The following is a 26,068-nucleotide window of genomic DNA, read 5'->3' as shown; positions in this document are numbered from 1 at the left end:
CGCAATGAACCGACGAAAAGAAGTCCTTAACCCCACTGAAAGCCATAAAAGTCCAGATATTAAGACAAAACTCATATACCCACCTCGCTGACCTCGACCTTTGTCCAACTTTTAAACACAAATAAGTTGAGTGATCTTCACCACAAAAACGCTGTTTCTCCGAAAATGCGGTGCTGAAATGCCGAAAACCCGGTGCCGATTTGGCACCGGGTTTACAGGTTAAAGGCAGGTTTTACTTGGCGGAATCCTGCTCATCGGAGGAGGAAGAGGAAGCCTTCTCACCCTTGTTGTTGTCAGCCTCAGTCTTGGACGGCTTGCCAGAGGAGCCGTACATCAAGAAGTCGCTGTCAGTTGCCTTACCCAGCTGGTAGGAGGAGGTGGACTCTTCCTGACCGCAGGCACGCATGACCTGGTCAACAATCAGCAGGCCGACAGTGATCGCGCCAAGGGCGCCGGCAGCCATGCCGAGCTGCTCGGTGTTGACGCCCTGGAACGCGTTCTGGAAGCCAGCTGCGCGCTGCGCACGATCCTCGTTGTAGATGCCCAGGCCACGCTGGATGCGGTCGTTGGCCTCACGCATAGCGTTGTTGATCTGCGCGGACACGCCCTCCAGGCCCGGGATCTGGACCTGGGAGAGGATGCCCACCGGGATGGCCAGCAGTAACGGTGCGGACAGGCCAACCAGGGAGGCAATGCACTTGCCGTCCAGCTCGCTGGAGGAGCCCTGCTCCTGGACCGTCGTGTCCTGCTGGGTGATGTTGATAATCACCTTTTCCTTGTCGTTGAGCTTGCCGTTCTCAACCGGAACCACCATGAGCTTCTTGCCGCCGTTAAGGTGCGCACCCGGCAGAACGTGCAGATTGCCGTCCTCGCCGACCTCGATCTCCTTGCCCGGCTCAAGACGCTTCTTCTTGGTGCAGTCGTCGTTGTAGCAGACGTAGACCTCGACGGAGTTTTCGCCGCCCTTGACGTTGATGTCGATGCCCTTGTCGGGGGTGCCCTTGACGTCGAGGTCCGGCGGGGTCAGGCCCTCAGAGGCGCGCGGGATCTCCATCTCAACCAGGCGGACCGGGTTGCCCTCGGAATCGCGCTCCTCCACCATGATGGTGCCGTGCTTGTCCTCGGTCGGCTGGATGAACAGCTGGCCCTTGGAGTCCGGCGCCGCGTTGGTGATCAGGTCCTTGCCGCGGACGACGTGCAGGGTGTTGTTCTTACCCGGAACAATCTTGTCGTTGATGTCGCGCTCGTAAACAACGCGCTCTTCAACGAACTTCAGCGGGGTCGGCTGCTCCACGATCTCGATCGTGTGGCGCTTGACCACCTTGTCGTTCTCGTTCACTTCGACCACGGTGACGGTCTTGCCAACGGAGTCCTTACCCTTCGGGGTCAGGACCCACTTGCCGGTCTTCTCGTCGAACTTGACGTTGACGTGCTCCTCACCGTCCTCAACGCGAATCTCGTTCTTGTTGATGCGGGTGATGGTGAAGCTGCCGTCCTCGGTGAGCTTGAAGTTCTGCTCGCGGGACTCGGAACTGCCGCCCTTGCCGTTTCCGCCCGGGACCACGTCAATGTTGTAGATGACGTAGACGCCACGGTCGTTCTTGATCTTGACCTGGGTGGTGCCGCCATCCTTCGGGGTGACGATGATGTTGTTGCCGTCCTCGGTCACGTCGACCAGGGAGTCGTCGGTGACCTCGTAGTCGGAGCCCTCCGGGATGGTGAGCGTCAGCTTCGAAGACCCTTCGAGCTTGATGTTCTCCTCACGCGGGGTGGACGGGGTGACGTCGATGGTCCAGCGGTGGAACGGCAGGTCGCGGGAGTTCAGGTTCTCAATGATGACCTGGCCCTCAGCGCCCTCCTTGAAGTAGAGCTTGCCGTCCTCAATGCGGTCGATGAGGTGCTCGCCCTTGACGATGCGCTGGTTCTTCACCGAGATGTTGAGCTCGTCCTTCGACTCAGCGTCAATCTTTTGCTCTTCAACGTCACCCTTGGTGACGTTGAGGGTCCACTCGGCGACGGTCTTGCCGTTCGGGGACTTCTCAGCGACGACGATCTCGCCCTCGTAGCCCGGGTTCGGCAGCACGCGGAACTTGCCATCCTCGGTCTTGATCAGGGTGGCGTTGTCCTCGCCCTCGACGATCTCGAAGGTGTTGCCCTCGTTGCCCGGCTTGAACTGCGCGGTGTTGCGGTCCTCCAGGTCCTGGGTGAACTTCGGAACCTTGTACTCGTTCTGCTCCTTCGGCTTCGCCACGATGGTGTACACGCCGACCAGGACGCGGCCGTCCTTAGCGTTCTCGTCCGGAGCGTAGAGGTTGAAGATGCCGGTGCCGTTGACCTTGTTGTTGATCTTGAAGCCGCCGTCGGTCTTCACGATCTCCCAGTTGGCCTCGTCGCCGCCGGTCGGGATCAGCTCCCAGTCCTTGCCGGCCTTGACGTCGACAGTCGTGCCCTCTTCGATGCGGTAGGTCTCAACGTCGACCAGCACGTTAGCGCCCGGCTTGATGTCCAGGGTGTAGGTGTAGGTGTTGCCGTCGGCGTCCACAGCCTTGAGCACAACCTTGCCCTCGGCGTTCGGCTTCGGGGTGATGATCCAGGAGCCGTCGCGCTTCTCAATGGACTCGACGAGGTTCTCGCCGGAGACGATCTCCGGCTTGTTCGGGATGTCCGCCTCGATGTCCAGCTTGTAGGAGTTGGCGTTACCGATCACGCGGATCTGCGTGTACTTGTCGGAAGTGGCGTCGATGTTGAACTCGTAGACGTTCTTGTTGCCCGTCTTCTCGCCCTTGTCGTCCTTCTCAAACACCTCGATCTTGACGTTGCCCTTGAGCACGCCGTCGTTGATCTTGACGTTGAGCTTGCCGTCCTTCTCTTCGGTGGTGACCAGGCCCTTGCCCTCGACGATCTCGTAGTCCCAGCCTGCCGGGATGTCGATGTTCTGGTTCACGCCGGAAACACCCACGTTGAAGTAGTGGTTGTTCACGGTGACCTCGCCGGTGGTCTCCACAGTGGTGGAGTCGTTGACCACGTCGATGACGTACTCGTGACGGTTGCCCTCGTTGTCCACGACAACGATGCGGACCTTGCCGCGGCCTTCCTTCTTCGGGGTGATCTTGAGGATGGCGGTGCCGTCCTCGCGCACCTCCTTGGTCACGTCGACCAGGCCGTTGGAATCGTCGACGAAGTCAATGTCCCAGGAGCCGAGGTTCTTGACCTCGATCTCCTCGGTCTTCTCGCCAGTGCGGAAGTCGAAGGCGTAGTCGTAGTGGCGGAAGTAGCGCTCGACCTCCTTGGTGGTGGTCTTCTCTTCGCGCTGGGTACTGGTGACAGTGGTGGACTCAGTCTTGGTCTCCGGCGCAGCGGTAGCGGTGGCGGTCTCGGTGACGGTCGGCCCCGGAGCCACGGTGGTCGTGGTGGAGGTCGACGGCTTCGGCTCTTCCTTCACGTCCGGCTCGAAGCCCTCGAGGCCCGGCTGCGCGATGGTGACGATGCGCTGGTTGGTCGGCTCCTTGGACAGGTCCTCGTACACGTTGTAGGAACGCGGCAGCAGGATGGTGACGTACTCGCCATCCTTGACGTCCAGGCGGGAAGAAGCGGTGTCGTTCAGCGCAAGGTAGTAGTTGGCCTGGCCGGTCTGCTCGAAGTAGCTCTTGCGCACCTCGAAGCCGGTCCACTGCAGGAACTGCTCCGGGGTCACCGGCTTCACGCCCGGCACGTGGACGTTGCGGTTGCCGGCAACCCAGCCGCGCAGGTCGTTCAGGGTCTGCTTGTTGTTGGACAGCAGCGCCTGCAGTGCGGTGTTCTTGGCCTTCGCGTCGGCGTACTTGCCCTGCTTCAGGTCCGTGAGCATCAGCTTGGTCAGGTTGATGGCTGCGCGCTCAATATCCTCGTCGATCTTGAGGTCGCCGCCCATGTCGCCGTTAAAACCGTAGAAGCCGGAGGTGCCGTCGAGCTTGCGTACCTCGTATGCGGTGCTGGCCGTCGGGGTAGACAGGTGGGCGTCGATGCACCAACCCGGGCCGAACGGGGTCTGGTACTGGCCAGCCAGGCGGGCGTTGTCGTCCCACGCCTGCTGCTTGTTGTAGTCGACGACTGCCTGCTCCACAGCGGAGTCGAGGGCGGAGTACTGGCTAGTAATGCGCGTGTCTGCGTCTGCGGCGGGAGCGACAACGGCTGCGCCACCGAATGCGACGGCACCGGAGACCAGGGTGGCCATGATGCGCTTTTTCAGGTTTGCGTTATGCAACGTCATAGTCCTTCAACGTCTAGGGAGATATTCGAAGCAGCCTGGAGAGTTCCTGAACACGGACCCCAAAACTGACAGACCCCTATTCAATCGCAATGAACCGGCGAAAAGAAGTCCTTAACCCCACTGAAAGCCATAAAAGTCCAGATATTAAGACAAAACTCATAACTCCACCCCGCTGACCTCGACCTTTGTCCAACTTTTAAACACAAATAAGTTGAGTGATCTTCACCACAAAAACACCGATTCCTCAACAAACCTACGGTCAGTGGTCCAGCGGAGCCGAGCTTCTGTCGCCGCGGACCCGCTTGAGCACATTCTCAGCGGATATCAAGCACATGGGTACGCCCACCCCAGGCGTCGTGGTCGCTCCGGCGTACATCAGCGACTCCACCTTCCGGCTCTTGTTGGAGCCGCGCAGAAACGCGGACTGCCGCAGTGTGTGCGCGGGCCCGATCGATCCGCCGGACCAGGCGTTGTAGCGCTCGGCAAAATCAGCAGGACCGAGCGTTTGCTTTACGACGATCCTCCGGCCCAACCCCGCAACCCCACACCTCGCCGCAATCTGCTCAATAGCCGCGTCGGCGATGCGCTGCACCTGCTCCGAGGCCTCTCCCCGGTACATGTCGCCGTGGCCCACCGACGGGTCCGCGGGCACCGGCACCAACACGAACAGGTTCTCGTGGCCGGCAGGCGCGACACCCGGATCCGTCGCCGACGGCTTCGACACGTAGATGGACTGCGACGCTCCCTGCGGCCGGCTGGCAACCGGCCCATTAAATACAGCATCGAAGTCGTCGGACCAGTCGTCGCTGAACAGGAAGTTGTGGTGTGCCAGCTCCGGGATCTCGCCTTCGACACCCAGCATGACCAGCACAGTGCCCAGGCCGGGGTCGCGCGGAGCGAACCAGGACTCGTCGTAAGTGCGCTTGGTTTTCGGCAGCAGGCGCGTTTCGGTGTGGTGCAGGTCCGCGGCGGAGATGGTGAGGTCGGCGGGGAGCCTTTGGCCGTCGATAAGCATTACGCCCCTGTCCTCGATGGCCGCGACCTCGGAGTTGAAGCGGAACCGCGCACCCTGCTCGACGGCGAGGTTGAAAAGCGCGTCCATCACCGCCGCGAAACCGCCCTGCGGATACAGCACGCCCTGGGTCAGGTCGGTGTGGCTGAGCAGGTGATACATGCTCGGCGTGCGGCTCGGGTGCGAGGAGAGGAACACCGACGGGTACGTGAGCATCTGGCGCAGGCGCGTGTCCGTGAAGCGCTTTGCCACGAACCGGTCCAGCGGCTCCGTGAGGTAGCGCGCGAGGCGGGCGTACTGGCCGCGGATGCGCTTCAGCGGCGCCAGCGAGCGGAAGTTGGTGTAGAGGAAGTTCTGGATAGCCAGGTCGTACGTCTCCTCGGCGCTGTCCAGATACTCCACGAGCTTGGCGCCGGCGCCGGGTTCGAGCTGCTCGAAAAGCTTCGCGGCGTTGTCGCGGCCGGAGTGGACGTCGATGGGCTCGCCGCTCTCCGGGAAAAGGCGGTAGGCGGGTGCAAGCGGCTTCAGGTCCAAAAGGTCCTCGGTGCGCTCGCCAAAAAGGCCGAAGAAGTGCTCGAACGCGTCCGGCATCAGGTACCAGCTCGGGCCGGTGTCGAAACGGAAGCCGTCGACGGTCTCGTTTCCGGCGCGGCCGCCGTGGGTGGGCAGCTTCTCCACCACGGTGGTGTCGATGCCCTCGCGGGCCAACAACGCCGCGGTGGCCATGCCGGCCACGCCGGCGCCGATCACGATGGCTGACTTCGGTTGCTTATTCATGGCTTCCTCGTGTTCGCTAGCGCTTTTGCTGTGAGCGCTACTTTGAGGTGGTTGGGAACGCGGACGCGGGTGGTCTGCAGCTCGGCTGCCGGGGTGGCCTCGATGCGGGCGTTGAGCTCACGGAACAGCGCTTCGGCAGCGGCCACTCCCCCGCGGGCTGCCGGCGGCAGCAGCGGGATGGCCTCGCGGGCCCGGTCGAGTTCGTCGGCGATTTGGCTGGTGAGGGTGGACTTTAGGTCGTCGTCAAGCGTGGTGCCGAAGTACGCGCGACCGAGTGCGCGGCTATCCTCGCCGAGGTCGCGCAAGAAGTTGACCTTCTGAAACGCGCTGCCGAGCGCACGGGCGCCCTCCTCCAACTCGCGGCGGTGCGGGGTGTCGCGGCCGCGCAGGAAAATGTCCAGGCACATTAGGCCGATCACCTCGGCCGAGCCATATATATAGGTATCCAGCTGTTGCGGCGTGAATTCCGTCTGCGTCAGGTCCGCGCGCATGGAGGCGAAAAAGACCTGCATATGCTCGGGATTGAGGCGGCACTCGCGGAACGTGCGCGCCCACGCGTGCAGCACCGGATCCGTGTGGAAACGGTGGCTCGGCGCGTGCAGAACCTGCTCCTCATACAGGTCAAGGGCTGTTTCCGGGCACTCGTTGGCCTGGGTGGCGGTGCCGTCCACGATCTCGTCCGCGATGCGCACCACCGCGTAGAGGTTCCGGATGTGGGTGCGCTCCGGCTTCGGCAGCGTGCGCACCGCAAGGGAAAAACTGGTGGAATACTGCGCAATCACCTGCGCCGCCGCCTTGTCCGCCATGGCGTCGAAGCGGGAGAGGAAGGTGTTCACGCCTTGGCAGCTTACCGTGGGCGTGCGACGGGATAGGCCGCATGCCGCTTCTCACTTTCACACTTTGTCTACCTGCCATTTCGGAGTTTCATCCTGAATTTGGTAGCGGATAGTGCGAAAGTCTCAGTAGTTCAACCGATACGTCGTGCCCCGACGGCCTTGACCACCGAGCATGACCACGTGCCCGTGGTTGAGAAGGGGTTCAAGGGCATAACGCAGTTGCGCCGCCGAGAGACCCGTCTGAGTCTGCAACTCCTTCAACGTGACCTGTGCGCCAGGAGTAAAAGCCCGGTAGACGGCGGGAACGTTTTTGCCAAGGGGAGCCAGATCATCAATGTGAGAAGCGGCGGTGATGTCCGGGCCAGGGGCCTCGAACCCCGGTGTGTCGCTCTGGGCTCCTGGCAAGGCGTACCGGCCGTCAGTTTCCTGGAGCACCCCTGTCTCCGTGAGTCTGCCCAGCATCCTCTTGCATGACTGCTCACTGTAAGGCGAGTAGCGCTGCAGGATGCCGGAAAGCGTGGCGCCACCGTGATTCCGCAGGTCCACCAGAAGGTCCTCTTCAGTCGGGCTCAATCGCAGCCCGTCACGCTGCAAACCCTCCAACCAGTCATCCTCTTCCTCCGTGAAACGGGATCCGCGCGGAAAGAGGACCTTGAACTCGACACCGTTGTCTACGAACTTAGGTTTCGGCATTCGAGCCTCCCGGATTGCCGTCAGGATTTCCTGAATGCCGCCACCTTCGCCCTCAATTACACGCTCCCCGTCGTCCGTGCGGAGGTAACGCGCGATCTCGTACAGACGCTTGTTTACCGGGGCTTTAGTCAATGAAGGCGCCTCAAGCTGTGAAACGGATAGGCCCCGCAAACCGCCTGGGCTGACAATTATGAGCATCCGCTCCGTGAGCCTGATCTCCACCTTCTTGCCCACGTCGACAGAGGGCCCCAGGTCCCGGTGCACCAAAGCGTTCGCTAGCACTTCTCGGATAGCGCTCGGGGGAAACTCCGGCTGATCAACTAAGTGGCCGGTTTCGGTGTAACGACTCACGGTATCCGCATTTCGCTGAATCCATTCCATCGCTTCCGCCAGCATTACGGGCAACGGGCCCTCGATCTCAGTCAGGTTCCTGTTTCGGCCCGCTCCCTCCCCTCGAGCCAGCCGCACCGCCGCTGTCGCTCCGAGTGCTGGCTCAACTGCCTGCGGGAGGTAACCCAGCGCGTACAAACCGCCAAAGCGAACGTTGCCCTGGTTGTCCGTAACGTTAGTGACCTGCAGTAACTGATCGACGTTGTCGATTTTGGCTATGCGGCTCCGAGAAGCACGCACCGTTTTCACGTATGTGTCAAGCACGCTGGAGTCAAGCAGGGCGGAATCGGTTCCTGGCAAAGATGCAAAATCGAAGTGGGTCTGCTGGGTCTCAGTCAGCGCCGACAGCGACAGCATTTTCAAGTCATTCGAATTCATCACGTAGTCGCCGTCTGCCTGGCGCAAAAATGGTTTGCCCTCGAACTTCGCCGGCTTCTCTGAAGCCAGAAGCGGCGTGACCTCCACAACGACTACGTTCTTCCCGTCAAGCACGTGGTGGAAAAATTCCAACTGTGGCGCCGGCGTCACCGCACTGCGGTTCACGTTCACCACGGATTTCTCCATCTGCGCAGGCTCGGCGACACCGGTGACTTCGAACCCACGCCGTTCACTCACCCCGAGAATGATTGCGCCAGCTTGTGGCATGTTCGCAAACGCGCACAGCGTCTCGCCCAGCTGCTCGGGGACTCCCCCACCTGCTGTTTTGCACTCAACCAGGGTCGTATCGTCTCCAAACGCACGCAACTGGGAAAGTGTTTCACGCAACCGTCGCTCAGTCCAGGACATAACTCGCACAATATTCGCACTTTCGCACTTTGTCTACCTGCTATTTCGGAGTTTTATTCTGACTTTGGTAGGGAAAATGCGAAAGTCTTCTCACTTTTACGGTGGAAAGTGCGAAGCTTACGTCGCAAAGCAAAGAGGCCCCCTCCAACTGGAGGGAGCCATTCTGTGGAGCATAGGAGAATCGAACTCCTGACATCCTGCTTGCAAAGCAGGTGCTCTACCAACTGAGCTAATGCCCCGCGTACCCGAGGGTACCGTGGGCCTAGCAAGAATCGAACTTGCGACCTCATCGTTATCAGCGATGCGCTCTAACCGACTGAGCTATAGGCCCTTGGAACGAATAGGAATATTACAGAGCACCCACAACAGCTCCAAATCGCCAGCGTACGGCCCATAAAAGAGCAATTGCTTATCGACGTTCCACGCCCCGGCACGCAGGGGTAACAGGCGGGGGTAGGCGCGGCGGAAAATGGTGAACAATCCGGGTTTTCCTGGGTTTTGCGCATCTCTGCTGGTGAGCGGGCGTTTCGGGCTCGCGCGCGGTGTTTGGCAGGGGGCTGATTGGTGAACAATCCGGGCTCTGGGGGCTTGCCAAACGTTGAACAATCCGAACCAAGTGTTGAACGATCTTACCCCGGTTTACCTGCGCAAACTCCTTCAATAAAGTCATGGACATCGAAGCAGCCCATGTCCACCACAACGTCAAAGGAGCAACGAGATGCGCGCACAGACCAAGGCCCTCGCCGCCGCACTCGCAGCAGCACTCGCCTTCACCGGCCTCCAGCCGGCCGCCGCCGCGGACACCACCGCACTCGTTGACCTCGAGGCGGCCGAATACGCGATCGACTCCGACAACGACGGCCTCCCCGACGACTGGGAAACCGAGGGCATCGTGCTTCACGACGGCACCGAGCTCGCCCTCCCCGACTGGGGCGTCGACCCCAACCGCCCCGATGTCTTCCTCCAGCTCAATTGGATGGAAGAGCACAACGGAAAGTCCTTCGCGCCGTCCGCGGAGGCGCTGCAAGACATCGTCGACCTCTTCGACGACCACGGCATCGCCCTGCACATCGACGCCGGCGAGACCTACACCAACATCCCCAACTACACCGAGTTCCACGGCGGCGAAACCGTGGCCTACTCGCAGCACTACTTCGCCGACCAGATCGCCGGCGTGCGCCTGCTCCAGGACATCGACACCTACCTCGGCGACCGCTCCAACGCCTTCCGCCTAGGCATCATCGGCGACCAGATCGACCGCGGCGACTACACCACCGGCGTCGCCCTCGTCGGCGACAGCGCCTTCTTCGTCGCCAACAACGACCAGATCGACAGCGACGAGCAGCTCCGCAACGCGATCCTCCACGAGTTCGGCCACACCCTGGGCCTGCGCCACAACGGCTCCGTGGACGTCACCCGCAAGCTGCCGCGCACCCAGGCCACACCAGCGGAGTACCAGTCCGTGATGAACTACGACCACCAGTTCACCCACTTCAACTACTCCGAGGAGCCCTACACCGCCGAAGGCCCGGACGGCCCCGTCGAGGTGCCCGCCGACTGGGACGCCCTCGTCCTGGACACCCCGCGCATCGGCCGCGACGCCCTCGAGCTCGGCGCCCGCACCGTCTCCCACGGTGCGATGCCGGTAGCCCAGGCTTCTGGGGCCGCCGAGGTCGAGCAGGTTTCCGCGGAGGCCGCTCCCGCCAAGGCCACGGATGTGAACGTCGCCGCCATCGTCGGCTCCGTCGCCGCAGCCCTGGCCGTCCTGGGCATCGCGGGTGCGGGTTTCGCCGCCATGAACGGCCTGCTCCCCTTCTAGGTTCTAGGCGAGTTTCAGTTCCGCTAACGCCCCGCTTCTGCCGGGGTGTTTTCGTTGGTGCGGACTAATAGTTGGAGTCACCGGAATTGTCCGCAATGCGGAGTCGTGGAGGCTCGGATTCGTAGAAGCTGACAATCGGGCCGTTTTGGCGTCGCGTTTCCCCAGGTCGCGAAATCGAGCCGTTAACTTTTGCGAACCGCCGTCCCGACGCAGCCCCGATTGTTGGTGTGCACCAATAGTTGGGGTCACCGGGGTTGTCCGCAATGCGGAGTCCGCAAGCGAGGAAGGGTGGAATGGCGAAGTCGATACCTTGAGGTCGATAGTTGCAGGTCAGAGCTTCTCGACGAAAAACCGCCGGAACAGGGCTCAACCCTGTGACCAGGAACCATCGACATCGAGGTATCGACAAGGGGGTTTTGGAACCGGGACCCCTACTTGGCCCGGTTGGACATGGTGAAGCTGACGCCGCCGACCAGGTCCGCGATGGCGTTGTACATGATTACCGTCAGCGGGGCCATGATCACCTGGAACAAAAAGCCCACCAGGCCGAACAGGCCCGCGGCGGACATGGCCAGTTTCATGTCCACCACCTGGTCGCCGCCGACACCGCCGATCAGGGAGTTGATGGACTCGATGACCCCGGCGCGCTCCAGCCCGTAGTAGACCAGTAAGCAAGCGGCCATCCAGGCGATGAAGCCCAAGAAGGCCAGCAGCGTTGCCACTTTGAAGGTGGAGCCGGCGCCGATGTGGCGCACGGTCACTTTGCGGACGGCCACGGGCTACTCCTTGTCCTCGCCGGCGTCGGAGCTGTCGTCGCTAAGCGCCTGCTCGATGGTCTTCTGCCCGGTGGCGACTGCGGTGGCTTCCTCCTCGCCTTCGTCCTCGACGTTGCGGTCGATGGCCAGAAGCTCCACGCCGTCGGCGAGGTCCACCAGCCGCACGCCCATGGTTGCGCGCGAGGACGGGCGGATCTGGTCGACCTCGGTGCGGATCACGCCGCCGGCGGAGGTGATGGCGAAGATCTGGTCATCCTCCGCAACCGAGAGGGCGCCGATGAGCTTGCCGCGTTTCGGGCTGTACTTGAAGGTCATCACGCCCATGCCGCCGCGGCCCTGCGCGTTGTACTCCTCGATGGCGGTGCGCTTGCCGTAGCCGCCGGAGGTGGCCACGAGGAGGTATTCGCCGTCCTTGGCCACGGTCATGGCCAGCAGCTGGTCGTCGCCCTTGAAGCGCATGCCCTTCACGCCGGCGGTGGCGCGGCCCATGGGGCGCAGCTGCTCGTCGTCGGCGGAGAAGCGGATGGATTGGCCCTGCTCGGACACGAGCAGCAGGTCGTCGTCCTCGCCGACAAGGGAGGCGCCGATGAGCGCGTCGCCCTCGTTGAGGTTGATGGCGATCAGGCCGGCGGAGCGGGCGGATTCGTAGTCGGTGAGGCGGGACTTCTTCACGCGGCCGTCGCGCGTGGCCAGCACCAGGTAGGGGGCGTCCTCGTAGGTCTGGATCTGGATGATCTGCGCGATCTTTTCCTCCGGCTGGAATTCCAGCAGGTTGGCCACGTGCTGGCCACGGGCGGTGCGGCCCGCTTCCGGCAGCTCGTAGGCCTTGAGGCGGTAGACGCGGCCGAAGTTGGTGAAGAACAGGATCCAGTCGTGGGTGGAGCAGATGAAGAAGTTCTTCACCACGTCGTCCTGCTTCAGCTCGGCGCCCCGCACGCCCTTGCCGCCGCGTTTCTGGCTCTTGTAGGCGTCCACCTTGGTGCGCTTGGCGTAGCCGGTGGAGGTGATGGTGACCACCACGTTTTCGCGGGCGATAAGGTCTTCCTCAGTGACGTCGCCGGTGGCGGCGACGATCTGGGTGCGGCGCTCGTCGCCATACTTATCGACGATCTCCTTGAGCTCGTCGCCGACAATCGCGCGCTGACGCTCCGGCTTGGCCAGGATGTCCTTGTAGTCCGCGATCTGCTTCTCAATCGCGGCAAGGTCGTCGATGATCTTCTGGCGCTCCAGGGCGGCCAGGCGGCGCAGCTGCATGGCCAGGATCTCGTTGGCCTGGATCTCGTCGATGTCCAACAGGTTGATGAGGCCTTGGCGGGCGTCGTCCACGGTCGGCGAACGGCGGATCAGGGCGATGACCTCGTCCAGCATGTCCAGCGCCTTGACTAGGCCGCGGAGGATGTGGGCGCGCTTTTCGGCCTCGTCCAGGCGGTACTGGGTGCGGCGGACAATGACTTCGATCTGGTGCTTGACGTAGAAGCGCAGCATCTGGTCCAGGCGCAGGGTACGCGGGACGCCGTCGACAATGCTGAGCATGTTGGCGGAGAAGTTCGTCTCCAGCGCCGAGTGCTTGTACAGGTTGTTCAGCACCACGCGCGGCACCGCGTCGCGCTTGAGCGTGACCACGATGCGCATGCCCACGCGGTCGGAGGACTCGTCCTCGATCTTGGAGATGCCCACCATCTTGCCGGCGGTGACCTGCTCGGCGATGTTGTGGATGAAGTTATCCGGGTTGATCTGGTACGGCAGCTCGGTGATCGTGATGACCTGGCGGTTGCCAATCTCCTCGATTTCCGTCACGCCGCGCATGCGGATGGAGCCGCGGCCGGTGGCGTAGGCGTCCTTAATACCCTGGTCGCCCACGATCAAGCCCGCCGTGGGGAAGTCCGGTCCCTTCACGCGCTCCATCACGGCGTCGAGGGTCTCCTTCTCCTCGGCGTCGTGGTTTTCCAGGATCCAGTAGATGGCCTCCGCCAGCTCGTTCAGGTTGTGCGGCGGGATGTTGGTGGCCATGCCCACCGCAATACCGTTGGAGCCGTTCATCAGCAGGTTCGGCACGCGGGACGGCAGGACGGTCGGCTCCTGGGTCTTGGAGTCGAAGTTCGGGGCGAAGTCCACGGAGTTTTCGCGGATGTCGCGCACCATCTCCATGGCGATCGGGGTGAGCTTGCACTCCGTGTAACGCATAGCGGCCGGGCCGTCGTTGCCCGGGGAACCGAAGTTGCCCTGGCCGTCCACAAGCGGGTAGCGCATGGACCACGGCTGCGCCATGCGCACGAGGGTGTCGTAGATGGCGCTGTCGCCGTGCGGGTGGTAGTTACTCATGGTCTCGCCGACGGCCTTCACGCTCTTGACGTAGGAGCGTTCGGGGCGGAAACCCGCGTCGTACATTGCGTAGATCACGCGGCGGTGCACCGGCTTCATGCCGTCGCGCACCTCGGGGAGCGCGCGACCCACGATCACGCTCATGGCGTAATCGATGTAGCTGGTCTGCATCTCCTCGTTGATGTCGATTGGTTGAATGCGGTCCATGCCGCCAGTGGTGTCATCAGCCATACGGTCGAGTTTAGCGGGCTTCTGCGGCTTTTCACGCTAGCCGCGTGGTATCAAAGTGGTATGGCTATGACGCTTCGGTTGACCGCAGACGAGGACAAGGCGCTCGTGTTATTGGCTTCAGCGTGGGGGTGCTCGAAGCAGGAGGCGGCGCGCCGTGCGGTGGTGGCGGCAGCATCGCGATTGCTTGACGACGCCCACGTCACCGACCTCGCCCGCTCCCTCATCCCGTCCTATTCCGGAATGGAATCGCGCATCAGGCAGGCGCGCGGATGAGAGGCTTTTCCCCCGAGCAGCTCCTGGCCATCGCGGACGAGTACTGCTCCTTCCACGGCTGCCAGGTCCGCTCGTTCGCTGCCCTGGCCGCCTGCGCCGCCGTGCCCGGCGCCCGGCTCCACGGCGTGGCCGTGTTCGACTCGGTGGAGGCGGCCGCCGCGGCGCTTTCTAAGGCCGTGGTGGCGCTTTCGCCGCTGTCGTCCTCCAACGAGGGGTTCGCTGCTGTCGTGGCGGAGGTGTTTCGGAGGTGGGCGGATGCTCGTCGATAAGCAACCGCTCGCAAAGTTTGACAATCCGCCCGAAATTCGCGTGCGAACCCCCAGGTCAGATTTTGGGCTCGTCAACTTTTGCGAATCCGCGCTCCCTCAAGACCACCTCCAAGTGCCCGACCAGGCCGCTGAGCATGTTCGTGCCGTAGCGCAGTGGCCGCCAGTTGATAGAGGTCAGGTAGAGGTCGATGCTGGTGTCGCGCAGGCGGGTGCTGGCACCGTCGTGGTGGCGGCCGTCGTAATACAGCGCGATTCTCGCCTCGGGGAAAGCCAGGTCAGCGCGCGTAACTAGCTTGCCGTTCGCCCAGAACTCCACCTGCTCCTCCAGTTTCAGCCCGAACTGACGGGCCACCTCCTGAGCAATGAGACGCATTTCAGTCTCTTTCGGCGAATCTGCGAGCGCGCTCGAAGCCTTCAGCACCGACGCGAGCCACCTGTTGTTCACGCGGCCTTTGCCCGCGACGGCGATCGCTTCTGGGGTGAGGGCGAGGAAGCGGCGGGAGGCGTCGACAAGCTGGACCGCACGCACAAACACCTCCTCGTCCTCGCTGGCGATGACGGGCCACGCGCACTGCCGGGACCGAATGAGCTGCAGCGCTTGTACGACAGCAACGGGCGGCGCGGCGACCGTGATCAGCTCGTCGCGGCACTCCATCTGCCACAGTTCACCTGGTTCTAGCTGCTTTCTCACAAGGGCCGGCTCAAACGTGCTGCCACGTTTTTTCGCGTGGAGGGTGGGTGAGATTAAGACGGTGTCGTGCGCGTCCACCAGGTACGGCAGCCCGTACAAGGCCAGCGCACCGAAACCGGCGAGCGTTGTGCCCGGATGTGCGAGCGCGTGCGCCACCGCGCGGTACTTTGCCGGCACCTGGTAGCGCACCCGGCGAGGGTGGCGGACGGAATCACGGATGACAATACTGTCTGGCCGCAGCACGTGTCGCGGCACCTGGAACTCCCCGTTCACGCTGGCCATTCCAGGCAGGAGACGCCCTGGGTTCGGGTAGAGCAACGCGCCGGCAGTGGTGGTCATGCCGTTGTAAAGGTGGGTCATGGCTAGTTAGACGCTCGCAGCCACCCGGCGGTTCCTTTTCGCGCAGGGACTGAGTTGTCGTGCTTTCCCCAGCTCAAGGCGTATACTGCTGCGCATCCCGCATTGTTTCCCGAAAGGCTTCCCATGTCTGCCAAAAAGATCGGCCGTGCGGCCGTCGCCTTCGCCACCGCCGCCTCGTTGGTGTGCGGCGGCGCAACGGTCCCCCACGCGCTCGCGGAGACCACCCAGGTCCAGAGCATCGATTCCCTGAGCTGGCCCGACGTCCGCATCACCCCGGGCGGGGAGGTGAAGGTAAAGCCGGAGGGCGAGTTCTCGAGCGACGTGCGCTTCTCCGGCGAACGTGACTACTTGGGCTATAGCTTTACGACGGAACCGCGCACCGGCGAAGTCACCATCCGTGTCGCAGACGACGTCTCCCCCGGCGAGCGCACGATGCTCACCGTCGCGGTCAGCGACGGCTTTCGCACCGTACAGCGCACGGTGCAGGTGGACGTGGTGGATCAGCTCGGCGAGATGGCCCAGAAGTACCCGGTGGAGTACTACGCGGTATACACATCGCTTGACCAGGAGGTTGCGGAGCCCCTTCAGGGTGAGGTCCCCGAGGGCACCACGTTCTCCGTCGTCGCGCCGGAGCACTACTCCGTCGAGGTGGACGACAAGGGCACCCTCACCGTGACGCAGACAGACTCCCTGCGTTTCCGCTCCAACACCGCTGCGGCTGTGACGGTGCACTACCCAGATGGATCGGAAGCCACCCTGCCTGTGCTGCTGTTAACGATGGACGTTGATGAGCAGTCGTTCGAGGAACTTAGACGCGAGGATCTCTCTGACTTCTTCAATTACCTCTATGACAACCGGATCCGGCCGCAGTGGCAGTACCGCATCATGCCTGGCGACGAGTCCGAGTTCGCGGAGTTCTTGGGCTCAACCCGAGGCGTTGACAGCTTCAAGCTTCGCGACGACTTAGTGCCGAGCCTGACCCAGCGCTTCGACGTGGACGTCGATAAGCAAACAGGCCAAGTGACGATGACCCCGAAGCGGCCCATTAAGACCTCGGGTTCGCAATTTTTCGTCCCGGTGGAGGTTACCTACGACGACGAAAGCGTGGGCCTGGGTTCCGCGGTGTTCGAGATCGGTGAGCCTGGGTTGTGGGACAACGAGCGGGCCGAGTTGGAGTACCAGAAGGTGGAGGCACCCACGCCGGGGCCATTCACTGCGAAGCTCGAAGGCGACTTCCCGGAGGGCACCTGGTTCGAGCACTATGGGGAATTCGTGCCGGGCTGGACTGTCGACGTCGCGCGCACCACCGGTGAGCTCACCGTGACTCCCCCGAACAACACCAAGCCCAACATCGCTTTCGAGGCCGATGTGGCTGCACACTTCCCGGACGGCTCCGTCAAGTACCTCGTGGCTCCGTTCCTCCTGGTGAAACCGGAGAACCCGCAGTCCGAGACCGCTCATGTGACTTACCCGGATGTGGAGCTGCACCCCGGCGAGACCGTCAGCTACTCCCCAGATGGCCTACCGGAGGGCAGCGTAGTCACTCTTAAACATCTCAATGGTGCCGACCGGGACGGCAACGACGTCAGCGTCGACTCCCGCACCGGTGCTCTGACCATTTCCGCAAAACCCGACGCCGTAACCTCCATACGCGCACACCACTTGGTCTTGGCGGTCGTATTCGAGGACGGCTCCGACACCATGGTCGGCGCGAACTTCAAGGTCACCGCGCCGGAAGCGGAGATCACGCCCGAGCCGGAATCCACACCGGAGCCAGAACCCGAACCGGCCCCGGAGACCACCTCGGAACCAGAACCCACAACCCCATCGCCGACCCCAGCCGACGAGGGCTCCAGCACCGCCGGCATCATCGCCATTGTGATTGGTGTCCTGGCGGCGCTGGGCGGGTTGGCGTTCGCCGCCAAGCCTCAGTTGGAACAGATGGGACTCTGGCCCGACTTGCCTTTCCCCACCGCCTAACATGTTCCCCATGAAGAAAACTGTTGCGGCGCTGGCGGCCGCCGCCCTGCTCGCCGCCCCCTCCCCCGCCTTTGCGCAGGACACCGCTATTTCGCAGTTGTCCTCGGCAAGCTCGAAAGGTTCGTCCAAGCCGAACTACCGCCCGGACTATGACAAGGACATCAACCCGCCGGAAAAGCGCGCGCTGGAGGGGTCCTACACGGGCTCGGCTCCGATCTCCCTGGCTATCGCGTTTGCGGCGACGGCGGTCGCGGTGCAGCTCATCGTCGATTTTGTGCCCGAGGCGCGCGAGGCGGTGGACAACTTGGCGGAGCAGTTTAATCTGACGCATGTGCCCGGCTCGTCGGAAGGCAACCGCCTGATTCCTGCGAAGGAGATCACGGCGTTTGTGCAGTCCTACGCGGATCAGTACCTGCCGCAGCTCGAGGAGTACCTCCCCCAGCGTTAGCTCCGCCACACACCCTGTGTTACGGTTGTGCCCGTTGTGGTTGCAGTGAACCCACGAGAGCCATGTGACACATGTGGCAAGAGAGGTGCTGCGGTGGAAGAGCTGCAACCGAAAACGGCCGGTCCCGCACCGGCCGTTTTTCCCGTTAAACTGATGGCCATGACTGATCTTTCCCAGCTGCTCGACGCAGCCAAGCGCCCCCAGGTTGTCCAGGAGATCACCACTCTTGTGGACGACACTGTCGCCCGCCAGTCCGGCCTCACCGGCATGGCCTTAAAGTCGGCTGTCGCCGCAGGTAAGAAGGCCGACGCGGACGCCATTTCCAAGGGCGTGAACAAGTTCCTCCCGCAGATCGTCGAGGAGCTCAACCCCTACTGGTCCGCCTACCAGGCCAGCGGCCAGCAGGGCTTCGGCGAGTTCCTCTCCGGCCGCGAGGACGACGTGGTCAAGGCGATGCTCGACGCAGGCGACAAGCAGGCGGATTCCATGCCCGGCGCCATCAAGAAGGTGTACTCCACGCTGCGCGGCAAGGCCGCGAAGATCGTGGGCCCGTCGTTGCCGCAGCTCGGCGAGATCGTGGAGCGTTTTGCTTAACGACGTCTAAAGCGCTCCCGCTTAGACGTCCAGGAAGCGCACGTCCTTCGCCTTGCGGGTGATGAAGCTGCGGCGGGCCGCAACGTCGTCGCCCATGAGGATGGAGAACAGCTCGTCGGCACGCTGGGCGTCCTCAAGCTCTACCTTGCGCAGGATGCGTGTGTCCGGATCCAGGGTGGTCTCCCACAGCTCCTTGGCGTTCATCTCGCCCAGGCCCTTGTAGCGCTGGATGCCGTCGTCGGTGTTGATCTTGCGGCCGGCCTCCAGGCCTTCCGCAAGCAGCTCGTCGCGCTGGCGGTCGGAGAACGCGTAGCCCGGCTCGCCCTTGCCCCACTTCAGCTTGTACAGCGGCGGGTTGGCCAAGAAGACGTGGCCGTTTTCCACCAGCTCCGGCATGAAGCGGAACAGCAGGGTCAGAAGCAGGGTGGCGATGTGCTGGCCGTCCACGTCGGCGTCGGCCATCAGCACGATCTTGTGGTAGCGCAACTTGGCGATGTCGAACTCGTCGTTGATGCCGGTGCCCAGCGCGGTGATGATGGCCTGGACCTCGGCGTTTTTCAGCACGCGGTCCATGCGGGCCTTCTCCACGTTCAAGATCTTGCCGCGCAGCGGCAGGATGGCCTGGTACATGGAGTCGCGGCCGCCCTTGGCGGAGCCGCCTGCAGAGTCGCCCTCCACGATGAACAGCTCGGACTTTGTGGGGTCCTTGGAGCGGCAGTCCGCGAGCTTGCCGGGCAGGCCGCCCAGGTCGGTGGCGGACTTGCGGCGCACCAGGTCGCGGGCCTTGCGGGCCGCCTGGCGGGCCTGGGAGGAGGACACGGCCTTGTTCACGATGACCTTGGCCTCGGCCGGGTTGGCGTCGAACCAGTCGGAGATGTTCTCGTTCACCGCGCGCTGGACAAAGCCCTTGACCTCGGTGTTGCCCAGCTTGGTCTTGGTCTGGCCCTCAAACTGCGGGTCGGCCACGCGCACGGAGACGACGGCGGCGAGGCCCTCGCGGCAGTCGTCGCCAGTGAGGTTGGGCTCCTTGTCCTTGAGCAGTTTGTGGTCGCGCGCGTAGCGGTTCATCAACGACGTCAACGCGGCGCGGAAGCCCTCCTCGTGGGTGCCGCCCTCGTGCGTGTTAATCGTGTTGGCGAACGTGTGCACAGACTCCTTAAAGGAGCCGTTCCACTGCATCGCCACCTCTGCCTCCAGGCCGTCGCCCTTCTGGTCGAAGCCGATGATGGTCGGGTGGATCGCCGTCTTGGACTTGTTCAGGTGCTTGACGTAGTCGACCAAGCCGTCCGGGTAGTAGAAGGTGACCTTCTTTTCGCGCTTCTTCTTCACGTCCGGCGCGACTTCGTCGCCCGGCTCCACCGTGTCGCCGTCGCCGTCCTGGTCCACCTCGGTGGCGTCGACGGTCTCGGTAGAGTCGTCGAACGAGTCGCCGTCGATAGCCGCTGCGGTGTCGCCCTCCTCGGCGATCGCCTCGAGCTCAAGCTCCTCGTCGGTGACGCGCTGGTCCGTCAGCGTGATGGTCAGGCCCTTGTTCAAAAAGGCCATTTCCTGCAGGCGGCGCGAGATGGTGTCGTAGTTGAAATCGACGGTCTCGAAGATCTCCGCGTCCGGCCAGAAACGGACGGTGGTGCCGGTGCCGCGGGCGTTGCCGCCCTCCTCCAGCTCGTCCGGCACGGCCATGTTGAAGCGCTGGTACCAGTGCTTGCCGTCGCGCTTGATGTCCGCTTCTACGCGGGTGGACAGCGCGTTGACCACGGAAATGCCCACACCGTGCAGGCCGCCGGAGACCGCGTAGGACTCCGAGTCGAACTTGCCGCCGGCGTGCAGCTGGGTCATAACCACCTGCACCGTCGGGGCGCCGGTCGGGTGCATCTCCACCGGGATACCACGGCCGTTGTCCACGACCTCGACGCCGCCGTCCTCCATCAGGGTGACGTCGACGCGGTCGGCGTAGCCCGCCATCGCCTCATCGACCGAGTTGTCCACGACCTCCCACACCAGGTGGTGCAGGCCGCGCACACCGGTGGAACCGATGTACATGCCCGGGCGCTTGCGCACCGCCTCCAGGCCTTCGAGGATGGTGATCGATGACGCGTCGTAATGGGGTTGCTGCTCTGCCACTTTCGGGAAGCTCCTCCATGCGTAAATGTGGGCCGAATGTGTAATTCAGGCCCGTTGAACCCGTCCTATATTACACGGTGAGGGGGCCATAACGGGGAGGTGTCCAACGCGCGAGAGGGCGTTTCACGCGCGTTTTTCGCTTGGCCGTTACCCGTACGTGTCGCGCGGCCCGCGGCCTTTCACGTGCAGCGGGCCATACCGCCAGCTCTTCGTCTTCGGCCCGTAGACGTGCAGCTTGGTCACCACGTCCGGCCCGACCTGCGCCGCGATCGCCGCGAGCACTTCGCGCTGCATGTACTTCATCTGCGTCGCCCAGGCAGTGGAATCGCAGCTGACGTGCACTTCGCCGCCCTTGATCATCTCCACGTGCGTGTGTTGGCCGATCTTCTCGCCCACCAGCTCGGCCCAGTGCCCCATGACCCAGCCGTGCGCCATCTTCTCGGTCCAGTCGCGTTTGCGGATTTCTGAGCCCAGCAGGTTGGAAAAGGAGGAGACCTTGTAGCTGCGCGGCAATGCGCGCCCGTCCAGGCCCGTGGGGATGCCTCGCACATTTGCTTTGCGACGTTCCTCCGGCACATCTAATCCCGGCACGGTGATGCCCGCCTTTGGTCCGTCGTGAAGCGATGGCTTGTTGCGCCGCGGGATGGTGCTGGTGCCCTGGTGGGAGAGGTCCGGCAGGGGGCGGCCGCGTTTGCGGGCGGTGGCGCGCACGGTGTCGAAGCTGCGCTTAATCAGATCGCTCAATGGCGCTCACCCCGTCCTGCATGGTCACGGCGTAGCGCGCGGCGACGGCGTCGTCGAGGTTACCGGGCAGGTCGTCGCCCACCGCGGCGGTGACCAGGACCTGCTCAGCGTCGGCGGCGACATGCACGAGGCGCTCGCGGCGCTTGGCGTCGAGCTCGGCGAAGACGTCGTCGAGGATCAGCACCGGGTCGGTGCCCTCGCTGGCCAGAAGCTGGTATTCGGCGAGGTGGAGCGCCAGCGCGTAGGACCAGGTTTCGCCGTGGGAGGCGTAGCCCTTGGCGGGTTGGTCGCCGAGCTTGAGCGCCAGGTCGTCGCGGTGCGGGCCCACGAGGGTGGCGCCGCGGTCAATCTCGTCCTTGCGGCGACGGCCCAGCTCAGCGAGCATGGCGGCCTCAAACACCGCCGGGTCGCGCGAGGGCCCGCCAGCGAGCTCGGTCACCGCGCGGTCAAGAGTGGAGCTGTACGCCACCGATGCGGGGCGCGACTCGGGCGCGACGGACTGGTAGGACTCGGTGATGCGCTCGGACAGCTCATCGACGAGGCTGAGCCGGCCCGCCACCACCTGCGCGCCGAGCGCCGCGAGCTGACCGTCCCACACGTCCAGCGTGGAAAGCGCGCTGGCGCCGTCTTCGTCGTCGTAGCCGCGGCGCAGCGCCATGTTCGAGCTTTTCAGCAAAGCGTTTCGCTGGCGCAGCACCTTCTCGTAGTCCGCGCGGGCCCCGCCGAGGCGCGGGGTTCTCAGTGCTGCGAGGTCGTCCAAGAACTTTCGGCGTTCCGCCGGCTCGCCGGTGATCAGGCGCAGGTCCTCCGGGGAGAACATCACCACGCGCAAAACGCCCAGCAGCTCGCGGGCGGATTTCAGCCGGGTGCGGTTGATCTGGGCCTGGTTCGCCCCGTGCGCCTTGATCAGCAGGTGCGTGGTCAGTGCGCGACCGTCGTTGACGGTGGTGGCGGACACGCGGGCGTTCTCGGCGTTGGCGTGGATGAGCGGAGCATCCGTCGATACGCGATGGCTCGACAGCTTCGACGAGTAATGGACCGCCTCGACGATGTTGGTTTTGCCGTGGCCGTTGCGGCCTGCGAAAACCGTCACGCCCGGCTCAAGCTTGAGATTCAGCTCGGGCCACGAGCGGAAATCACGCAGATCAAGCTCGCGGACGTGCATGGGCTAGCCCGGCAGGCGAACCGGCATGAGCAGGTAAGTGAAGTGCGTGTCCGGTGTGGGGAACGTGCCGTCTTCGCCGCGCTCCGGAAGCTCCTCCGGCTGCGGGATCATGATCGCCGGGCGGGAGGCTTCCGTGAAGCCGAACACGACGCGGTCGGTGCCGATGACCGACAGGCCGTCGCGAAGATAGCCCGCGTTGAACGCGATGAGCAGCTCATCCACCCCAGTGAACGCTGCCTGGAGCGTTTCCTGGGCGGCGCCCGAATCCGCGCCGGAGGAAAACAGCGTCAGCTCACCCTCCTTGAAGTGCATGCGCAGCTGCGCGTTGCGGTCCGCGACCAGGCTGACGCGGCGGATGGACTCCAAAAGCGGCGCGACCTCCACCGACGCGATCGCCGTGTGCGTCTTCGGCAGCAGCGGCGCAACGTTGGGGAAATCCGCGTCCAGCATGCGGGTGGTGGTTTCGCGGTTGCCGGTGTGCAGGCCGAACAGGCCGTCGCCGCCGATGTTGTCGGCAGCGCCCGCGGCGAGCTCCACCGGATCGTCGATGGACGTGTCCAGCGTGCGTGCGTTGTCGAGCAGCGTCTTCGCCGGGACGAGCAAGTCCGCCTTGACGTCCGGGCTGGTCGGCTCCCAGGTCAGGTGGCGCTGCGCCAGACGGAAACGGTCCGTGGCCGTCAGGGTGACATTCTCGCCGTCGATTTCCAGGTGGATGCCGGTGAGCATCGGCAGCGTGTCGTCGCGGCCGGCGGCGGAGGCCACCTGGGTCACCGCGCCCGTGAGCGCCGCCGGAGAGATTCGGCCCGTGACCTCCGGCAGGTGCGGCAACTGCGGGTAATCGTCCAACGCAATCAGCGGCAGTTCGAAGCGGGAGGAACGCGCCTTCAGCGTCATCACCTTGGAATCGGTGGAGACCTCGATGGCGTCGTTAGGCATGGTGCCTACGATGTCAGCGAGCAGCTTGCCGGCCACCGCCACGCGGCCCGGCTCGTTGACCTCAGCGCCGATGCGCACGCGGGTGGAGACCTCGTAGTCGAAGCCCGCGAACTCCAGGCCGTTGTCGTCGGCCGTAATCACAACCGCGCGCAGCACCGGCTGCGTCGACTTGGTGGGCAGGCTGCGCGCGACCCACGCCGCAGCGTCCGCGAGCTCATCCTTATGGACGCGAAACGACACATTGTTGTCCATGACTGCGCAGTCTCCTTTGGCATGTTTGGCATTTCGGGCAGAGCCAGATCGGACACCACTCTACATTTGTGATTCACCCGCGCGCACTCTGCCTATCGACGCTTCACCTCCGGTTCGCCGCCGAATGTCAGGGCCGCGCCGAAGATTGCACACCCTCTCTTTCTCCAGATTGAATTACAAGAAGTAAAGAGGGGAACAACAGTAGGTCTTGGGGAATCTGTGGATTGGACCGGTTTTGTGCCGGTCGCACGGCGTGTCGCCTGTGTGATTTGGGTTGTGGATAACTTGTGGATAAGTCGGGTCCCCTGTGGATTGTTTTCCGGGGCGGTCGAAATTACACAAGCGGAACCGCGTTCATCCACCGGTTATGCACACGCTGTCCCCAACCTTCGAGCGTGTGATGCCGGTTACACTGTGATCTACTTGGCCAAACTACATCAGTGTAATTACACAGGTGTGGACAGGCCTGTGGAGAGTGGTACAGAAGTGGTTGTTGTTGCTTCCCGCCAGGCCGAAACCACAAACCCTGGGACCCAAAGCCTGGGATCGTGCGATTTTTGCGCATTCCCAGGCTTTGGATCCCAGGGTCTGCGGAAATGTAGGTCCCGGGGCCGTTCCTCCCCTCCCCTGGTGTCCCCCAATCCACGGATCCAGCTAGTGGCACCTCGATTTTCGCCCTCAGAAGGCGATTAGCTGGGTCCTTGTAGCTGGAAACTCGTGCGTGAGGTGCGAAACTGCCGGAGAACCGTCGACCGCTGGCCCCGACCTACCGCGCGCGCATGCGGGCGCGGTTCTTGATCACCTGCGTGAGCTCCTGGATCTCGTCGTAGGTGCCGCGGTTTTCGGTCATTTCCTTGCGGATCTTGCGGTCCGCGTACATGACGGTGGTGTGGTCCTTGCCGCCGAACTCGTCGCCGATCTTCGGCAGGGACAGCTCGGTCAGCTCGCGGCACAGGTACATAGCAATCTGGCGCGCGTGGGCGACCTGCCTGGTCTTTCCGGCTCCGGTGAGCTGGTCCAGGGAGACCTGGAAGTACTCGGCGGCGGCATCCTTGATGGCGTCGGCGGTGATGTTGACGTCGCCTTCGTCGGGAAGGATGTCGCGCAGCGCTACTTGGGCGACTTCCATGGTGATCGGCTCGTTGATCAGCGACGAGTACGCCGACACACGGATCAGCGCGCCTTCGAGCTCGCGGATGGAGGACTCGAACTGGGAGGCAATGAGCTCGAGCACTGCGTGGTCGACTTGGGTGCCGTCCGCGGCCGCCTTCTTCATCAGGATGGCGATGCGGGTTTCCAGGTCCGGCGGCTGCACGTCGGTGATCAGGCCGCTGATGAAGCGTGTCCTTAACCGGTCCTCGAGCGTGGTCAGCTCCTTCGGCGGCCGGTCGGAAGACAGGATGATCTGCTTGTTTGCCTGGTGCAGAGCGTTGAAGGTGTGGAAGAACTCTTCCTGGGTGCCTTCTTTGCCCTCGAGGAACTGGATGTCGTCGACCATGAGGATGTCCAGGTTGCGGTAGCGCCGCTTGAAGGATTCCTGGCGGTCGTCGCGCACGGAGTTGATGTAGTCGTTGGTGAATTCCTCGGAGGAGACGTACTTGATGCGCAGTCCCGGCTGCAGCACGCGCGCGTAGTTGCCTGCGGCGTGCAGAAGGTGGGTTTTGCCGAGGCCGGAGCCGCCCCAGATGAACAGGGGGTTGTAGGCCTTGGCGGGGTTTTCGGCGACGGCGACGGCGGCGCCGTTGGCGAAGCGGTTGGACGAGCCGATGACGAAGTTTTCAAAGGTGTACTTCGGGTTCAGGCTAGCTTCGCGGTCCGGGTCGTGCGCTGGTTTCTCGCGGGGGATGCGGCGGTCCACTGGGTCCACGGTGGGGTGCGCAGTTGCTTCTCGACGACGCCCCGCCACCTGTGCAGCATGCATCTGCGCCAATTCGTCAAGGCCCATGGGGATCTGCTCCCCCGCCGCCGGCGCTTCGACGTGGGATTGGGTGGGCTGCCAGCTCGGCTCCGGCGAGGGTGCTGGCGACTGAACGGGTTCAGGCTCTGGTTCGGGTTCCGGCTCGGGCGCGGCCACGGAGACGGCCAGGGCGTAGGGCTGGCCGGTGTGGGACGACAGCAGCGCGGTGATGTGGGGAGACAGGGACTCCTCAATGACATTCTTCGCGGCCTGGTGGGGTGCGGAGAGGAGGGCGTAGCCGTCGACAAGCACGACCGGCTTCATCAGCCGCAGGTAGGCGCGCTGTTGGGGGGTAAGCGTGGGTACGGACGAGGTGGCCTGCTCCGAGAGGCGCAGCAGCTCGTCGACGACGCCGCGCCACAGGTCCTCGAGGTGTTGGTCCGCCAA

Annotated in this window: 18 protein-coding genes and 2 tRNA genes; 6 read left to right on the top strand and 14 right to left on the bottom strand. The window is 63.5% G+C overall.

Going from position 1 to position 26,068, the window contains the following annotated elements:
* Window positions 1-232: 232 nt before the first annotated feature.
* The 6 genes from CAFEL_RS00100 to CAFEL_RS00075 all read right to left on the bottom strand — a co-directional run bounded on the left by CAFEL_RS00100 (window position 233) and on the right by CAFEL_RS00075 (window position 9,074).
* Complete coding sequence (locus tag CAFEL_RS00100) at window positions 233-4,243, bottom strand: hypothetical protein (protein ID WP_194559937.1); 4,011 nt, start codon at window positions 4,241-4,243, stop codon at window positions 233-235.
* A gap of 265 nt (window positions 4,244-4,508) precedes the next feature.
* Window positions 4,509-6,038, bottom strand: coding sequence for a phytoene desaturase family protein (gene crtI, locus CAFEL_RS00095; RefSeq protein ID WP_194559936.1), 1,530 nt, complete (start codon window positions 6,036-6,038; stop codon window positions 4,509-4,511).
* A complete protein-coding gene (locus CAFEL_RS00090; RefSeq protein ID WP_194560174.1) occupies window positions 6,035-6,844 on the bottom strand; it encodes a phytoene/squalene synthase family protein in 810 nt (269 codons plus the stop codon). The genes crtI and CAFEL_RS00090 overlap by 4 nt, the downstream gene beginning before the upstream one ends.
* Before the next feature lie 153 nt (window positions 6,845-6,997).
* Window positions 6,998-8,743: an RNA/DNA-binding domain-containing protein gene (locus tag CAFEL_RS00085; protein WP_194559935.1), complete on the bottom strand. Its 1,746-nt coding sequence runs from the start codon at window positions 8,741-8,743 to the stop codon at window positions 6,998-7,000.
* Between the two features lie 166 nt (window positions 8,744-8,909).
* Window positions 8,910-8,982, bottom strand: a tRNA-Ala gene (locus CAFEL_RS00080).
* Window positions 8,983-9,000: 18 nt separating this feature from the next.
* Window positions 9,001-9,074: transfer RNA gene (locus CAFEL_RS00075), tRNA-Ile, on the bottom strand.
* Between the two features lie 387 nt (window positions 9,075-9,461).
* Between CAFEL_RS00075 and CAFEL_RS00070 the strand changes: the two genes are divergently transcribed.
* Window positions 9,462-10,562: a zinc-dependent metalloprotease gene (locus CAFEL_RS00070; RefSeq protein WP_194559934.1), complete on the top strand. Its 1,101-nt coding sequence runs from the start codon at window positions 9,462-9,464 to the stop codon at window positions 10,560-10,562.
* Window positions 10,563-10,993: 431 nt separating this feature from the next.
* Here the strand turns inward: CAFEL_RS00070 and CAFEL_RS00065 are convergent, their stop codons facing one another.
* Both CAFEL_RS00065 and gyrA read right to left on the bottom strand, forming a co-directional pair.
* Window positions 10,994-11,338, bottom strand: coding sequence for a DUF3566 domain-containing protein (locus CAFEL_RS00065; RefSeq protein WP_194559933.1), 345 nt, complete (start codon window positions 11,336-11,338; stop codon window positions 10,994-10,996).
* A gap of 3 nt (window positions 11,339-11,341) precedes the next feature.
* The gene (gene gyrA / locus CAFEL_RS00060; RefSeq protein ID WP_194559932.1) at window positions 11,342-13,891 is read right to left on the bottom strand and encodes a DNA gyrase subunit A; all 2,550 of its coding nucleotides are present in this window, start codon (window positions 13,889-13,891) and stop codon (window positions 11,342-11,344) included.
* 60 nt (window positions 13,892-13,951) lie between these two features.
* On the opposite strand from gyrA, the gene CAFEL_RS00055 reads away from it, so the two are divergent.
* Together CAFEL_RS00055 and CAFEL_RS00050 are read left to right on the top strand one after the other, a co-directional pair.
* Complete coding sequence (locus CAFEL_RS00055) at window positions 13,952-14,164, top strand: hypothetical protein (protein ID WP_063937092.1); 213 nt, start codon at window positions 13,952-13,954, stop codon at window positions 14,162-14,164.
* Entirely contained in the window at window positions 14,161-14,433 is a 273-nt protein-coding gene (locus CAFEL_RS00050) for a TetR family transcriptional regulator (protein WP_194559931.1), read from the top strand. The genes CAFEL_RS00055 and CAFEL_RS00050 overlap by 4 nt, the downstream gene beginning before the upstream one ends.
* 55 nt (window positions 14,434-14,488) lie before the next feature.
* Here the strand turns inward: CAFEL_RS00050 and CAFEL_RS00045 are convergent, their stop codons facing one another.
* On the bottom strand, window positions 14,489-15,484 hold the full coding sequence (locus tag CAFEL_RS00045; protein WP_194559930.1) for a putative endonuclease domain-containing protein: 996 nt from the start codon (window positions 15,482-15,484) through the stop codon (window positions 14,489-14,491).
* Between the two features lie 123 nt (window positions 15,485-15,607).
* On the opposite strand from CAFEL_RS00045, the gene CAFEL_RS00040 reads away from it, so the two are divergent.
* The 3 genes from CAFEL_RS00040 to CAFEL_RS00030 all read left to right on the top strand — a co-directional run bounded on the left by CAFEL_RS00040 (window position 15,608) and on the right by CAFEL_RS00030 (window position 18,506).
* Window positions 15,608-17,464 (top strand): YPDG domain-containing protein, encoded by a 1,857-nt coding sequence (locus CAFEL_RS00040; RefSeq protein ID WP_194559929.1) that lies wholly within the window; start codon window positions 15,608-15,610, stop codon window positions 17,462-17,464.
* Window positions 17,465-17,474: 10 nt separating this feature from the next.
* Window positions 17,475-17,912, top strand: coding sequence for a hypothetical protein (locus tag CAFEL_RS00035; protein WP_194559928.1), 438 nt, complete (start codon window positions 17,475-17,477; stop codon window positions 17,910-17,912).
* Window positions 17,913-18,071: 159 nt separating this feature from the next.
* Window positions 18,072-18,506, top strand: coding sequence for a DUF6918 family protein (locus tag CAFEL_RS00030; RefSeq protein WP_194559927.1), 435 nt, complete (start codon window positions 18,072-18,074; stop codon window positions 18,504-18,506).
* Window positions 18,507-18,527: 21 nt separating this feature from the next.
* Here CAFEL_RS00030 and gyrB read toward each other — a convergent pair whose 3' ends face one another.
* The 5 genes from gyrB to dnaA all read right to left on the bottom strand — a co-directional run bounded on the left by gyrB (window position 18,528) and on the right by dnaA (window position 26,068).
* A complete protein-coding gene (gene gyrB / locus CAFEL_RS00025) occupies window positions 18,528-20,627 on the bottom strand; it encodes a DNA topoisomerase (ATP-hydrolyzing) subunit B (protein ID WP_194559926.1) in 2,100 nt (699 codons plus the stop codon).
* Between the two features lie 147 nt (window positions 20,628-20,774).
* The gene (locus CAFEL_RS00020) at window positions 20,775-21,371 is read right to left on the bottom strand and encodes a DciA family protein (protein ID WP_194559925.1); all 597 of its coding nucleotides are present in this window, start codon (window positions 21,369-21,371) and stop codon (window positions 20,775-20,777) included.
* On the bottom strand, window positions 21,355-22,536 hold the full coding sequence (gene recF, locus CAFEL_RS00015) for a DNA replication/repair protein RecF (protein ID WP_194559924.1): 1,182 nt from the start codon (window positions 22,534-22,536) through the stop codon (window positions 21,355-21,357). Before recF ends, CAFEL_RS00020 begins: the two co-directional genes overlap by 17 nt.
* Window positions 22,537-22,539: 3 nt before the next feature.
* On the bottom strand, window positions 22,540-23,724 hold the full coding sequence (gene dnaN / locus CAFEL_RS00010; protein WP_194559923.1) for a DNA polymerase III subunit beta: 1,185 nt from the start codon (window positions 23,722-23,724) through the stop codon (window positions 22,540-22,542).
* Between the two features lie 766 nt (window positions 23,725-24,490).
* A complete protein-coding gene (dnaA, locus tag CAFEL_RS00005; protein WP_194559922.1) occupies window positions 24,491-26,068 on the bottom strand; it encodes a chromosomal replication initiator protein DnaA in 1,578 nt (525 codons plus the stop codon).

This window comes from Corynebacterium afermentans subsp. lipophilum (assembly GCF_030408375.1).
GTDB lineage: Bacteria > Actinomycetota > Actinomycetes > Mycobacteriales > Mycobacteriaceae > Corynebacterium > Corynebacterium lipophilum.
This window is presented reverse-complemented; position numbering and strand designations above follow the sequence as displayed.